The organism is Vibrio sp. H11 (genome assembly GCF_004804295.1).
Classification (GTDB): domain Bacteria; phylum Pseudomonadota; class Gammaproteobacteria; order Enterobacterales; family Vibrionaceae; genus Vibrio; species Vibrio ostreae.
In genome coordinates this window covers 38427-51200 of the sequence record NZ_SSHN01000006.1, presented here as the reverse complement: position 1 = coordinate 51200, position 12774 = coordinate 38427, and the positions used below count along the sequence as shown (strand labels likewise).

Genomic DNA, 12774 nt, shown 5'->3' with positions numbered 1-12774 from the left:
TCATTCACTAATGAGTTATTTATGTCTGCTATTTTAGCAAGAATCGTGGGGAGAAAGCGAAATTCTTGTTATCCTAACCAGATTAAAGCGCAACAGTTGGATGAGATATGGATGTAAAACAGCAAGTCGCTGCGCAACGAGCCGAGCTTGAAGCTGCCGTTGCAAAAGCGCTCGACATGGCTTCAGCTCAGGCTGACGCCGCTGAAGTCGCCATTACCAAAAGCACAGGTTTAAGCGTTTCGACCCGCATGTGCGAAGTGGAAAACGTGGAATTCAACAGTGACGGTGCTCTGGGCATTACCGTTTACCGCGGACAGCGCAAAGGCAGCGCATCAACGTCGGATTTGAGTGAGAAGGCTATTCAGCAGACGGTGCTGGCGGCGCTCGATATTGCACAGTTCACTTCGGAAGATCCGTTTGCCGGCCCGGCCCCGAAAGAGTTGATGGTACAGGATGTGCCGGATCTGGATCTGTTCCATCCGGATGAGCCGAATCCGGACAAAGCGGCGCGTATTGCGATTGAAGCCGAGCAGGCTGCGCTGGCCTACAGCAAGAAAATCAAACAGAGTGACGGCGGCAGCTACGACAGCCACTACGGCGTTAAAGTATATGGTAACAGCCATGGTATGCTCGCCAGTTATGCGTCCAGCCGCCAGAGCATCAGTTGCTGCGTGATTGGTGTTGGTGAAAATGGTGAGATGGAGCGTGATTACAGCTACACCGTGGCGCGCCATATTGATGATCTGTGGTCACCGCAAGCGGTGGGTCTGGAAGCGGCAAAGAAGACAGTATCGCGTCTTGATGCGTGCAAGATGAAAACCGGCCACTATCCGGTGATGTTTGCTGCTGATGTGGCGACGGGCCTGATGGGCCATCTGGTGATGGCGATCAGTGGCGGAAACCTGTACCGCAAAGCGTCGTTCCTGCTTGATCATCTGGGTGAGCAAATCCTGCCGTCGTGGTTCAATATTGCTGAGCGTCCGCATGTACTGCGCGGACTGGCTTCGAGCCCGTTTGACAGTGAAGGTGTGAAGACCGAAGATCGCGAAATCATTACCGATGGTGTTCTGGCCAGTTATCTGCTGACCAGCTACGCGGCCCGCAAGATGAAGATGACGCCGACCGGCCATGCCGGTGGTATCCACAACTGGTTTGTGAAGCACACCGGCCAGGACTTTGAGCAGATGCTGCAAGAGCTGGGTACCGGCCTGTTAGTCACCGAAGTGATGGGGCAGGGTGTCAATGTGGTCACCGGTGATTACTCGCGCGGCGCGGCGGGATTCTGGGTTGAAAACGGCCAGATTCAGTATCCGGTCTCCGGTATTACCATTGCCGGTAACCTGAAAACCATGTTCCAGCAGATTGTGGCAGTGGGCAGTGATACTGAAACCCGCTCACAGATTCAGACCGGTTCGATGCTGATCGAATCCATGAAGGTGGCGGGTGAATAAACGGCCCCGAAGCAAAAAGCGCTGACCTGAGGTCAGCGCTTTTTTGTTGCTTGGTTGATAACCTTATGGCCGGTTATCCGGTAAGCATGATCAGGTAATGAACATCAGGTAATGAACAGGGTCGCCAGGCCAAGGAAGACCGACAGACCGACTACATCCGTCACGGTGGTCAGTGCCATCCCTCCCGCCAGGGCCGGGTCGATATTCATTTTCTTCAGCACTACCGGAATCGTCACTCCGGCGATGCCGGCCACCAGCAGGTTGGTGAGCATAGCCGCGGAAATAATCCCGCCTAGCAGCCATTCCCCTTTCCAGGCGACGACAATCGCACCGATGATCAGTGCCCAGGTGATGCCGTTCAGCAGGCCGATCGCCGCTTCTTTAAGCAGCAGTTCACGCCGGTTACTGTCACCGATATGACCCAGAGCCAGGCCGCGGATCACCAGCGCAACCGTCTGGTTACCGGCCACCCCGCCCATTGAAGGGACGATGGTCATCAGAATCGCGATTGCCGCCATCTGTTCCAGCGTGGCTTCAAACATGTTGGACACGGAAGCGGCGGCCAGTGCGGCCAGCACGTTGGCACCAAGCCAGATGCTGCGCTTGCGAGCCGATTTAAACACCGGTGCAAAGGTATCTTCGTCATCGTCCATACCGGCCATACTCATCATCGAGTGTTCGGCATCTTCACGAATCACGTCCACCACGTCATCGATGGTGATCCGGCCGACCAGGTGCTGATTCTCATCCACCACCGGCGCCGAAACCCAGTTACGCCGTTCAAACAGACTGGCGATGTCTGAGTCTTTGGTATCGACCCGAATCGCTTCGTCTGCGTCGTCCATCACTTCACTGACCGGAACATCCGGCTGGGTGGTGATCAGCGTGGTCAGCGATAGATGGCCAATCAGGCGGCTTTCATCATCAATGACGTACAATGCATCTGTCGCCGCCGGCAGTTCGCCGCGAATGCGCAGATAACGCAATACCACGTCGACGTCGACATCACCGCGAATGGTGATAACGTCGGTGTTCATCAGGCCGCCGGCGGTATCTTCCGGATAGGAGAGCGCCGTTTCGACCCGTAAGCGGTCGGCGGCATCCATCTGGGCCAGCACTTCCCGTGACAGCCCGTCCGGTAGACTACGCAGAACGTAGGCCACATCGTCGGTGTCCATGCCTTCAGTGGCTTCCGCCAGTTTTTCTGGTGCCATTTTGGACACCAGCGCATCTTTGACGTCTTCGCTCAGCTCGTCGAGGATCTCACCATAATCTTCCGGGTCGGTCAGTTGCCACAGTACGTCACGTGCTTTACGTGGCGAGGCTTCTAACAGGTTGGCGATGTCTTCGGGTTCCATGTCCTGCAGTTGGCGACGAACATGGACAAAGCGGCCGTTTTCCAGCGCTTCGGTGATCTCTTGGAGGGTGAGGTGAGCTTGGTCAAATTCAATCTGCTCTGCCATAGCTTCCCCCTAATCTGTGAATGGTGACAATATTTTGAATAATATCGTACTTTTATGTCTTATTTAATAAGAAGTTATTAATCGTCAGCCGATAGTTTGGTTAATGAAACTTCTTTCTGTGTGGCACAAAGTGTCATCGGGGCAGAGGTTTGCTTGGTAACAGGCATTTACTTGTTAACAGGCGTTGTATCCGCACCAGACATTCAGTCATCTTCTTCAAATTTGTCTTCGATCAGATGGCAGACGGCATCCAGCGCCTGCTCAGCTTGTGAGCCTTCCGCGCAGATGGTGACATTCTGGCCCTGAGCGGATTCCAGCATCAGCAGTCCCATTACGCTGTCGGCGGTGGCTTCTTTGCCATCCTGACTCTGAATGGTGAGCACGGCATCAAAAGATTGCGCCAGCTCGACCAGTTTGATGGCGGCACGGGCGTGAAGACCAAGACGGTTCTGGATAAGAACAGTACGGCAAGCTTGTGGCATGTCTGCTCCTTATGAGCGATTTTTTTCTAACGAGGTGTGGCGGATCTGAACCTGATGCCCCATTTCGGCAAAATATTCGCCCAGCTGCTGGGTCAGGTAGACCGAGCGGTGTTTGCCGCCGGTACAGCCGATCGCTATGGTCAGATAGCTGCGGTTGTTTTTTTCCAGCAGGGGTAACCAGTGTTCGATAAACTTCTGGATCTGATATTTCATCTCCATCACATCGCTGTGACTTTCCAGAAACGCTTTGATTTGTGCATCAAGACCGGTCAATGGTCTTAAGTCCGGCTGCCAGTGCGGGTTAGGTAAAAAACGCACGTCGAACACGTAATCAGCGTCGCTCGGCAGGCCGTATTTAAAACCGAAGGATTCAAACACCATCACCAGGTCTTTGCGTTCACGTCCTTCGATACGGCGTCTGACTGTTTCACTCAGTTCATGCAGTGACAGGTCACTGCTGTTGAGCACCAGATCGGCGCGCTCTTTGAGCGGTGCCAGTAACTGGATTTCCATCTCAATCGCCTGATCCAGGGTGGGCTTGCTTTCGCTCAGCGACAATGGATGGATGCGGCGGGTTTCACTGTAGCGTTTGAGTAGTGTCTGTTTACTGGCATCAAGAAACAGCACGCTGACATCATTGTTTTGTTTGAGCTGGTCGAGGACATCATCAACCAGGCCCGGCTCTTTCGGCAGGTTGCGGATATCAATGCTGACCGCAACATTCTGCTGACTGCCTTGGACTGAGTGAATAAAGGCGTCCAGCAAGCTGACCGGCAGGTTATCCACACAGTAGTAGCCGAGATCTTCCAGTACCCGCAGCGCGACACTTTTTCCGGCTCCGGATTGACCACTCACAACAATTAAACGCATGGTGAGACCTATTGAGGTTGGTTGACCATGATACTGTACAGCTCTTGATCGCTTTTGGCGCCACGCAGCTGTTTAAGAGTCTGCTTGTCATTCAGGCGTTCAGCCATCGACGACAGCGTTTTCAGGTGTTGCTTACACTGTTCTTCCGGCACCAGCAGAGCGAACAGCAGATCGACCGGACGGTTATCGATAGAGTCAAACTCAATCGGCTCTTCGCACTGCAGCAGCACCGCAACCGCTTCGTCGCTGGCAGTCATACGGGCATGAGGGATGGCAATGCCGTTACCGATACCGGTACTGCCCATTTTCTCGCGGCTCAGCATACATTCGAACAACTCGGTGGCGTTCAGACCTGTGTGCAGGGCGGCTATCTCACTGATGATTTCCAGCGCTCTTTTTTTGCTAGAACACTGGACTGCACTCTTGGTGCAGTCCAGTGAAAGTACTTCGCTTAATTGCATGTTAGTGGCTACTTAGCTTTTCTTTATGCTTGTTGAGTTGACGAGAGAGTTTGTCCACCAGGCCATCAATCGCTGCGTACATAACATCTTCTTCCGCAGTGGCGTGGACTTCTCCTTGGTTAATATGAAGCGTAGCTTCAGCGATTTGGCGCGTTTTTTCAACACGTAAAATCACCTGACAGTTATTAATATGGTCGAAAAATCGCTCAAGCTTTTGAAATTTAGAGTGAACATAGTCTTGCATTGAATCGGTAAGTTCAATGTGATGGCCTTGAATATTGATTTGCATAGACTTTCCTTCTCAGTTAGGCCTTATAGCAGGCGTTTGCGCTGACTCGATGGGGAAATACCCAAGGATTCCCGGTACTTAGCAATAGTACGTCTTGCTACCTGAATCCCTTGATCAGCGAGTAGGGCCGCGATCTTACTGTCGCTTAATGGTTTGGCTGGGTTTTCCGCAGCGACCAGTTTTTTGATCAGAGCTCGAATCGCGGTAGATGAACATTCTCCGCCGTTGTCGGTACTGACGTGGCTGGAAAAAAAGTACTTCAATTCGAATATGCCACGTGGGGTATGCATGTATTTCTGTGTGGTAACACGAGAAATGGTTGATTCATGCATGTCCACCGCCAGCGCGACGTCATTAAGAACCATCGGCTTCATGGCTTCTTCACCATACTCGAAGAAATCACGCTGATGTTCAACTATGCACTTGGCAACTTTGAGCAGCGTCTCGTTTCGGCTCTCCAGACTCTTAATTAACCATTTCGCTTCTTGCAAATTGCTGCGGATATAGTTGCTGTCGGCATTGTTACCGCGCACCATATCGGCGTACTGCTGGTTGATCTTGAGTCTTGGCACGCTGTCCGGATTGATGGTCACAATCCATTTGCCATGTTCTTTAAACACCGACACATCGGGAATGACATACTCCGCATGCTCGGTGGCAATCCGGCTGCCCGGACGCGGGTCCAGTTGTTGGATCAGTTGCAGCACTTCACGTAACTCTTCCTCTTTGAGTTTAGTCTCTTTCAGAATGAGTTTGTAATCGCGGTTGCCAAGTAGGTCGATGTACTGAGACAGGAGGAGTTTGGCTTCGTCCAGCCAAGGGGTCTCTGCCGGAAAGGTGGCCAGTTGCAGCAGCAGGCAGTCCTGCAGGTTGACGGACGCCACACCCAGCGGGTCAAACTGCTGAACCCGCTTTCTGACCGCTTCAATTTCACCCAGCTCAATCGCTTCACCGGCAATCTCTTCGCCGGTAAAGTTTTCCAGAATTTCTTCCAGTGACTGGGTCAGGTAACCGTAGTCGTCGACGGCATCGATCAGCGCCATTGCAATCGTGCGGTCGGTTTCACTAAACGGCGTGAGATCCAGCTGCCACAGCAGATAGTCCTGCAGTGACTGGGTGGTTTCGCCCTGATAAACAGGCGCATCGTCGTCAACAGAAATACCGGTGCTGCCGGTATTGGCACTGTAGACATCTTCCCAGGTGGTATCGATTTCCAGTTCTGAGCTGATTTCCGATTTTTCGATCAGCTCTGAGCTGTCCTGAGGTTCAGGTTCGGCAACATCAGCACTGGCTTCTTTTTCCTCACGATGGGGCTCGGGTTCAGACGGTGCCGCGAACTCTTCCATCGACTCTTCAACATCAAGCAGCGGGTTCGATTCCAGCGCTTCCTGAATTTCCTGTTGCAGATCCAACGTCGATAGTTGCAGCAGACGAATCGCCTGTTGCAACTGGGGTGTCATGGCTAACTGCTGACCTAGCTTGAGCTGTAATGAGGGTTTCATTCAGTATTGACTGCCTTGTTTTTGTTAGGATTGATCTCAATCTATGTTAATCATAGACGGAATTGTTCGCCGAGATAAACCTGTTTCACTTGCTCGTTGTCGAGCACTTCCTGTGGTGTGCCTTCCGCAATTAAGCGGCCCTGACTCACAATATAAGCTTTTTCACACACATCCAAGGTTTCCCGGACGTTGTGGTCGGTGATCAGCACGCCTAAACCGCGATCACGCAGATGTTCGATGATTTTTTTGATGTCGATAACCGAAATCGGGTCAACCCCGGCAAACGGTTCGTCGAGCAAGATAAATTGCGGATTGGCGGCCAGCGCTCGGGCGATTTCCACTCGGCGGCGTTCACCACCGGACAATGCCATACCGGCACTGTGGCGAATGTGCTGGATATGAAACTCTTCCAGCAGATCCTCCAGTTTATCCTGGCGCTCTTCACGGGTCATCTCTTCCCGCGTTTGCAGCACAGCCATGATGTTGTCTTCCACCGACAGCTTACGGAAGATGGAAGCTTCCTGTGGCAGGTAACCGATACCGAGCCGTGAACGGCTGTGCATAGGCAGCACGCTGATGTCTTGTTCATCGATGCTGATGGTCCCTTCGTCACGTGCAACCAGGCCTACAATCATGTAGAAAGAGGTGGTTTTACCCGCACCGTTCGGACCGAGCAGTCCGACGATCTGACCGGATTCAACCTTAAGGCTGACGTCGGAGACCACTTTACGCTTTTTATAGCTCTTGGCTAAATGTTCTGCTTTAAGTGTTGCCATAGTCGTTCTTATTGGGCCGCTTGAGGCTGCAGTACGGTCGAGACACGTCCGTTGCCTTCACCATCTGCAATCAACTTCTGCGACGAAATTTTGTAGCGGATTTTTTTACCGCGGATTTCACTGTCATCCTGAGCCAGCATCGCTTTTTCAATCATGGTCAGTTCGTCTTCGGACATCTTGTAATGCAACTCTTTCGCTTCACCGTACAGAGTCTTACCCTCATCCGTCAACTGGGAAAAAGTCGCCAGGTTGCCATAACCTTCGATGGTTTCAATCTGGCCGGATTTGGCATCGCGTACCACAACCAGTTTATCGGCGTTAATGTTGATGCTGCCCTGCTTGAGTTTTACATCACCCAAAAAGGTCACGCGGTTGCTTTTCATGTCCAGTTGCTGACTGTCTGAATCGATGTAAACCGGTTGCTTAGAATCGGTGGTCAGAGCCAGTGCCTGGCCGGACGCCAGCAGGCAAGCAATCAAACTAAGGTGTGAGAATTTCATATCTACCTTGCACATGGTTATACAGAACAGCCGAGTGTTCGGAGAAATTTCCTTTCATCGCCTGTCCGCGAGTTTCAAACTGCGGGCCGTTCATTTTAACTTCGCTGTCGGCCCAAAAATCGCGGTTATCGAGCTGAATACTCAGCTTGGCCGTTGACAGTTCGTCAAAGGCAGAGCCCGCCAGTAAGTTGTTTGCCATCACGTTGTCATACAAAATCAGCACATGGTCTTTGGTCAGAATGCCGCGATTGGCGGTGACCTGCCACTCCTGGGTAACCCCTTGCTGATAGACTTTCAGTACCGGATATTCGAAAGTGGTGTTGCCACTTTTCGCGTAGTAATCCAGATGCTGTGAAGTAATAACATAGTTCCGCACGCCTTGCTGATTATACGAGACGTTATCCAGATTTTTACCACTAAACATCGGCAACTCATAATTAGGAGCCACCTGAATAGCGCTGTTTTGCTTTTTGTCCAGCAGGTAATAGGCTGACCAGGAAGCAATAAAGAGAAGTATCGCGTAAAGGATACGAGAAAAACTCATATACTCAGGCCTTTATGTACGTCGAGCTCATTCCGTGCTTGTAAAATTAAATCACACACTTCGCGTACTGCGCCGTGTCCGCCTTTGATGCGGGTCACGTAATTGGCCCGCTTGGCCAGCAGAGGATGGCCGTCAGCCACACACACTTTGAGGGCGACTTTTTCCATCACCGGCCAGTCGATCAAATCATCACCAATGTAACCGGTATGCTTTGGGTCGATCGCCAATTTTTCGCAAATATCCTGATAGGCTTTGACCTTGTCGTCCTGACCTTGGTAGATCAAAGAAATGCCCAGCGCCTGCATCCGGTTTTCGACGATTTGCGAACGTCGTCCGGTGATAATGGCTATCTCAATGCCGGCATTCATCAGTGATTTTACGCCATATCCGTCGCGGGTATGAAATGTTTTCAGCTCTTCGCCCTGATTGCCCATGTAGATAAGCCCGTCAGAGAACACGCCGTCTACATCACAAATCAGCAGTTTTATCTGCCCGGCGGTAGCCAGAATATCAGCAGCGACCTCGCCGTACAGAGTTTCGACCATCTGGCTCATTACATCACTCCTGCTTTTAATAAGTCGTGCATATTCAAAGCACCGACCACCTGGCCGTTTTCGACCAGCATCAGGCCGTTAATGCGCTTGTCCTGCATCAGGTTGAGTCCTTCTACGGCCAGAAGATTCGGTGAGGCGACGGTCGGGTGACGGGTCATCACTTCGCTGATTGTCGCGCTGTGAATATCGATGCGTTTGTCCAGGATACGACGTAGGTCACCATCAGTGAATATGCCGACCAGCTGATCATCACCCTCGACCACTGCGGTCATCCCGAGCCCTTTGTGACTGATTTCGAGCAGGGCATCACGTACCAGCGCATTCGGCTGAACCTTGGGTAAAGCGTCACCCGAATGCATGATATCGCTCAGCTTCATCAGCAGTTTACGCCCCAGAGCGCCCCCTGGATGCGATAAAGCAAAGTCTTCGGCGGTAAAGCCGCGCGCCTGCAGCAGAGCAACCGCCATCGCATCTCCCATCACCAGCGTGGCGGTGGTGCTTGAGGTCGGCGCCAGGCCGAGTGGACACGCTTCTTTCGGTACCGTCATCTGCAGGTGAATATCGGCCAGTTTAGCCATATTCGATTGCGGATTACCCGTCATACTGATGATACGATTATTGAGGCGCTTTAAAACCGGGAACAGAGCGAGAATTTCGGACGACTCACCGGAGTTGGAAATGGCTAGGACAATATCGCCGCTCTCAATCATACCCAGGTCGCCATGTGAGGCTTCGCCGGGGTGAACAAAGAAGGATGAGGTGCCTGTGCTGGCGAAGGTGGCCGCCATTTTACGGCCGATGTGGCCGGACTTGCCGATGCCCATCACCACGACTTTACCGCTTTTATTCGCCAGAATCATCTCACAGGCACGGCAGAAGTCATGGTTAAAATATTGGTCCAGTTGTTGTAGTGCTTCGATCTCCGTTGCCAGCACCTGGTTGGCAACACTGCGGTAGTCAAAGTTATCCGACATCCTACACTCCCGTTAAGCGGTCATATTCATGAACAGGTAAATCTGATATGCCAAAAAGGCAACGAACAGGATAGTGCCTTCAATGCGGTTGATGCTGCGTGATTTACCCAGCGCCATCATCAGCAGCAGGACCGAGACCGCCAGCATCACCCAGAAATCGCGCCCCATTGCGTGCTCACTCAGCACGGAAGGGTTGAGAATGCCCGGCAGGCCCATGACCGCCAGAATATTAAAAACGTTGGAGCCGATAATATTACCGACTGCCATGTCATCTTCACCTTTCAGAACCCCTGCCAGAGAAGCCGCCAGCTCTGGCAGGCTGGTCCCAATCGCAATAATGGTCAGGCCGATCACCAGATCGCTCATACCGAAGTATTTAGCAATCACCACGGAATTATCGACCAGCATACTCGCGGCAATCGGCAGTAAAATCAGGCCAATCACCACCCACATGCCCGCTTTCATATTACTTACCCCTTGCGGGATCTCTGATTCGTGCTCTTCGAGCAGGGCATCGCCATTGCTCTGCTCACTACGGCTGATTTTCAGCATCGCCAGAATAAACAGTGCAAACAGGACGAACAGCAGGACGCCTTCGTAAAAGCCCAGTTGGTTATCCCACAACAGTGCGCCGGCTAATAAAGTGACACCAAGCATCAGCGGCAGTTCACGACGAATCACGGTTGAGCTGATCGACAGCGGTTTGATCAGGGCGGTAATACCAAGAATCAGCGCGATGTTGGCGATGTTCGAGCCCAGCACGTTACCGACTGCGGTATCGGTTTTGCCTTCCAGCGCAGCCGTGGCGGACACCATCATTTCCGGAGCCGAAGAGCCCATAGCCAGAATGGTCATACCGATCACCAGCGGTGAAATGCCTACGTTGCGCGCCAGGGCGGCAGAACCGAAAACCAGTTTATCGGCACTCCAGACGAGCAAAATGAGACCTACAATAAGAAACGCAATGGCTTCGAGCATGACAATTCCTAACTTTATGAATAACTGAACGAGTAACCGCTAATTTTGACGTGTTGGTCATTAAAAGGGAAGTCGAAGATACAATTTATTGTCGCATTTTCGTGGTTCTGTGTGGTGATGATGCGCTGTTACTGATCGCATGTTTTGCTGTTTTCATCATCACAAGCGGATGTCGGTGGGTATTGATTTGATGATATTATCAGCAAACCAGAACTGCAGGCCGAATGGGGCGTGAATTGCTAATTGTCGGTTAAATGTAATTGAACGGTGCTTTTAATTTCGCAGTAATGTGCTTATGATTGCCCATTCTTAGCAGGAAATCCGACAACAGCGAATTGTGAGTATGTCTGAAACCGAATTAATCACCATCAAAAATCTGACCTTCTCCCGTGCGGAGCGCGTGATTTTTGATGACATCAGCTTGCAGGTTCCGAAGGGGAAAGTGACCGCCATTATGGGGCCTTCTGGTATCGGAAAAACCACCCTGTTACGTTTGATTGGCGGCCAGTTACTGCCCGAAAAAGGCGAAATCTGGTTTGACGGCCAGAACATTCCCGCCCTCAGCCGCAGTAAATTATACAAAATCCGCAAAAAAATGAGCATGCTGTTCCAGTCCGGAGCCCTGTTCACCGATCTTAATGTGTTTGACAACGTGGCGTTTCCGCTGCGCGAGCATACTCAGCTTGATGAATCGCTGATCAAAACCCTGGTGCTGCTTAAGCTGGAAGCGGTCGGCCTGCGTGGCGCAGCCCAGCTGATGCCCAGCGAGTTGTCGGGTGGTATGGCCCGCCGTGCTGCGCTGGCGCGCTCTATTGCGCTCGATCCTGAACTGATCATGTTTGATGAACCGTTTGTCGGGCAGGATCCGATTACCATGGGTGTGCTGGTTGAGCTGATTCGTAATCTCAATCAGGCGCTGGGTGTGACGTCTGTCGTGGTGTCGCACGATGTGCCGGAGGTAATGAGTATTGCCGACTGGGTCTATTTACTCGCTGACGGTAAAGTGATTGCGTATGGCACGCCAGAGGAATTGCGTCGTAACGAGGATCCGCGCGTGCAGCAGTTTTTGCAAGGCAATGCTGATGGTCCGGTACCGTTTCGCTTCCCGGCGCGGCCGATAGAAAAGGATCTGTTCCATGTTGGATAATTTAAAACACGGTATCAGTGGCCTGGGCCGACGTTATTTTGCCGTGTGTGAAGCGTTCGGCCGGGCCAGTCTGATGTTATTCGGCGCCTTAGCCGGTCGTCCGCGGCCACTGAAAAATCTGCCGCTGCTGATCAAGCAACTCTACAGTGTCGGCGTTCAGTCGCTGGCGATCATTATCGTTTCCGGCCTGTTTATCGGCATGGTGCTCAGCTTGCAGGGGTACGTCATTCTGGTCGATTACGGCGCAGAAACCAGCCTGGGGCAAATGGTGGCATTGTCGCTGCTGCGTGAACTGGGCCCGGTGGTGACCGCCTTGCTGTTTGCCGGTCGTGCCGGTTCGGCGCTGACGGCAGAGATTGGCCTGATGAAAGCCACTGAGCAGCTGTCCAGTCTGGAAATGATGGCGGTTGATCCGCTCAAGCGTGTCATTGCGCCACGCCTGTGGGCCGGACTCATTTCTATGCCGCTGCTGGCGATGATCTTTATGGCGGTCGGTATCTGGGGCGGGCAGTTGGTCGGTGTCGACTGGAAAGGCATTGACCACGGCAGTTTCTGGTCCGCGATGCAGGCCTCGGTGGAGCTGGGACAAGATATTGGCAACAGTGTGATTAAATGTGTGGTGTTTGCCATTACTGTCACCTGGATTGCTCTTTTTAATGGCTATGATGCGATTCCGACGTCTGAAGGCATCAGCCGTGCAACAACACGAACCGTAGTGCATTCGTCACTGGCTGTATTGGGCCTCGACTTTGTACTGACCGCACTGATGTTTGGGAATTAATC

At 52.2% G+C, this 12774-nt stretch carries 15 protein-coding genes; 3 read left to right on the top strand and 12 right to left on the bottom strand.

Translation table 11 applies throughout. The annotated features are described in order from the left end of the window. Positions 1–107: 107 nt before the first annotated feature. A complete protein-coding gene (gene pmbA, locus E6C74_RS11090) occupies positions 108–1451 on the top strand; it encodes a metalloprotease PmbA (protein WP_136485109.1) in 1344 nt (447 codons plus the stop codon). 104 nt (positions 1452–1555) lie between these two features. Here pmbA and mgtE read toward each other — a convergent pair whose 3' ends face one another. From mgtE to E6C74_RS11030, 12 genes are all read right to left on the bottom strand, one after another. Then, positions 1556–2914 carry a magnesium transporter gene (gene mgtE, locus E6C74_RS11085; protein ID WP_136485107.1) on the bottom strand — a complete coding sequence of 453 codons (1359 nt, stop codon included), beginning with the start codon at positions 2912–2914 and terminating at the stop codon, positions 1556–1558. A gap of 203 nt (positions 2915–3117) precedes the next feature. Then, on the bottom strand, positions 3118–3396 hold the full coding sequence (locus E6C74_RS11080) for an HPr family phosphocarrier protein (protein WP_136485105.1): 279 nt from the start codon (positions 3394–3396) through the stop codon (positions 3118–3120). Positions 3397–3405: 9 nt separating this feature from the next. After that, positions 3406–4266, bottom strand: a complete 861-nt coding sequence (gene rapZ, locus E6C74_RS11075) for an RNase adapter RapZ (RefSeq protein WP_136485103.1) — start codon at positions 4264–4266, stop codon at positions 3406–3408. Between the two features lie 8 nt (positions 4267–4274). Beyond that, complete coding sequence (gene ptsN, locus E6C74_RS11070) at positions 4275–4727, bottom strand: PTS IIA-like nitrogen regulatory protein PtsN (RefSeq protein WP_136485101.1); 453 nt, start codon at positions 4725–4727, stop codon at positions 4275–4277. A gap of 1 nt (position 4728) precedes the next feature. Then, on the bottom strand, positions 4729–5016 hold the full coding sequence (hpf, locus tag E6C74_RS11065) for a ribosome hibernation promoting factor (protein ID WP_136485099.1): 288 nt from the start codon (positions 5014–5016) through the stop codon (positions 4729–4731). A 23-nt stretch (positions 5017–5039) separates the two neighbouring features. After that, positions 5040–6518 (bottom strand): RNA polymerase factor sigma-54, encoded by a 1479-nt coding sequence (locus E6C74_RS11060; RefSeq protein WP_136485097.1) that lies wholly within the window; start codon positions 6516–6518, stop codon positions 5040–5042. A gap of 50 nt (positions 6519–6568) precedes the next feature. Beyond that, positions 6569–7294: an LPS export ABC transporter ATP-binding protein gene (gene lptB / locus E6C74_RS11055; protein WP_136485095.1), complete on the bottom strand. Its 726-nt coding sequence runs from the start codon at positions 7292–7294 to the stop codon at positions 6569–6571. 8 nt (positions 7295–7302) lie between these two features. Further along, positions 7303–7794 (bottom strand): lipopolysaccharide transport periplasmic protein LptA, encoded by a 492-nt coding sequence (lptA, locus tag E6C74_RS11050; RefSeq protein ID WP_136485092.1) that lies wholly within the window; start codon positions 7792–7794, stop codon positions 7303–7305. Beyond that, on the bottom strand, positions 7775–8338 hold the full coding sequence (gene lptC / locus E6C74_RS11045) for an LPS export ABC transporter periplasmic protein LptC (RefSeq protein WP_136485090.1): 564 nt from the start codon (positions 8336–8338) through the stop codon (positions 7775–7777). The genes lptA and lptC overlap by 20 nt, the downstream gene beginning before the upstream one ends. Beyond that, positions 8335–8892, bottom strand: a complete 558-nt coding sequence (gene kdsC / locus E6C74_RS11040) for a 3-deoxy-manno-octulosonate-8-phosphatase KdsC (protein WP_136485088.1) — start codon at positions 8890–8892, stop codon at positions 8335–8337. The genes lptC and kdsC overlap by 4 nt, the downstream gene beginning before the upstream one ends. Then, positions 8892–9866: an arabinose-5-phosphate isomerase KdsD gene (gene kdsD / locus E6C74_RS11035; protein ID WP_136485086.1), complete on the bottom strand. Its 975-nt coding sequence runs from the start codon at positions 9864–9866 to the stop codon at positions 8892–8894. Before kdsD ends, kdsC begins: the two co-directional genes overlap by 1 nt. 12 nt (positions 9867–9878) lie before the next feature. Continuing rightward, positions 9879–10844 carry a calcium/sodium antiporter gene (locus E6C74_RS11030; protein WP_136485084.1) on the bottom strand — a complete coding sequence of 322 codons (966 nt, stop codon included), beginning with the start codon at positions 10842–10844 and terminating at the stop codon, positions 9879–9881. Between the two features lie 343 nt (positions 10845–11187). On the opposite strand from E6C74_RS11030, the gene mlaF reads away from it, so the two are divergent. After that, complete coding sequence (mlaF, locus tag E6C74_RS11025; protein ID WP_136485081.1) at positions 11188–11991, top strand: phospholipid ABC transporter ATP-binding protein MlaF; 804 nt, start codon at positions 11188–11190, stop codon at positions 11989–11991. Beyond that, positions 11981–12772, top strand: a complete 792-nt coding sequence (mlaE, locus tag E6C74_RS11020; protein WP_136485079.1) for a lipid asymmetry maintenance ABC transporter permease subunit MlaE — start codon at positions 11981–11983, stop codon at positions 12770–12772. The genes mlaF and mlaE overlap by 11 nt, the downstream gene beginning before the upstream one ends. Positions 12773–12774: the final 2 nt, after the last annotated feature.

Coding starts and splice junctions, on each gene's coding strand:
- rapZ (WP_136485103.1), bottom strand. CDS start 4,266: ATGCGTTTAATTGTTGTGAGTGGTCAATCCGGAGCCGGAAAAAGTGTC.
- mgtE (WP_136485107.1), bottom strand. CDS start 2,914: ATGGCAGAGCAGATTGAATTTGACCAAGCTCACCTCACCCTCCAAGAG.
- hpf (WP_136485099.1), bottom strand. CDS start 5,016: ATGCAAATCAATATTCAAGGCCATCACATTGAACTTACCGATTCAATG.
- ptsN (WP_136485101.1), bottom strand. CDS start 4,727: ATGCAATTAAGCGAAGTACTTTCACTGGACTGCACCAAGAGTGCAGTC.
- lptA (WP_136485092.1), bottom strand. CDS start 7,794: ATGAAATTCTCACACCTTAGTTTGATTGCTTGCCTGCTGGCGTCCGGC.
- mlaF (WP_136485081.1), top strand. CDS start 11,188: ATGTCTGAAACCGAATTAATCACCATCAAAAATCTGACCTTCTCCCGT.
- E6C74_RS11030 (WP_136485084.1), bottom strand. CDS start 10,844: ATGCTCGAAGCCATTGCGTTTCTTATTGTAGGTCTCATTTTGCTCGTC.
- E6C74_RS11080 (WP_136485105.1), bottom strand. CDS start 3,396: ATGCCACAAGCTTGCCGTACTGTTCTTATCCAGAACCGTCTTGGTCTT.
- lptC (WP_136485090.1), bottom strand. CDS start 8,338: ATGAGTTTTTCTCGTATCCTTTACGCGATACTTCTCTTTATTGCTTCC.
- pmbA (WP_136485109.1), top strand. CDS start 108: ATGGATGTAAAACAGCAAGTCGCTGCGCAACGAGCCGAGCTTGAAGCT.
- E6C74_RS11060 (WP_136485097.1), bottom strand. CDS start 6,518: ATGAAACCCTCATTACAGCTCAAGCTAGGTCAGCAGTTAGCCATGACA.
- lptB (WP_136485095.1), bottom strand. CDS start 7,294: ATGGCAACACTTAAAGCAGAACATTTAGCCAAGAGCTATAAAAAGCGT.
- kdsC (WP_136485088.1), bottom strand. CDS start 8,892: ATGAGCCAGATGGTCGAAACTCTGTACGGCGAGGTCGCTGCTGATATT.
- mlaE (WP_136485079.1), top strand. CDS start 11,981: ATGTTGGATAATTTAAAACACGGTATCAGTGGCCTGGGCCGACGTTAT.
- kdsD (WP_136485086.1), bottom strand. CDS start 9,866: ATGTCGGATAACTTTGACTACCGCAGTGTTGCCAACCAGGTGCTGGCA.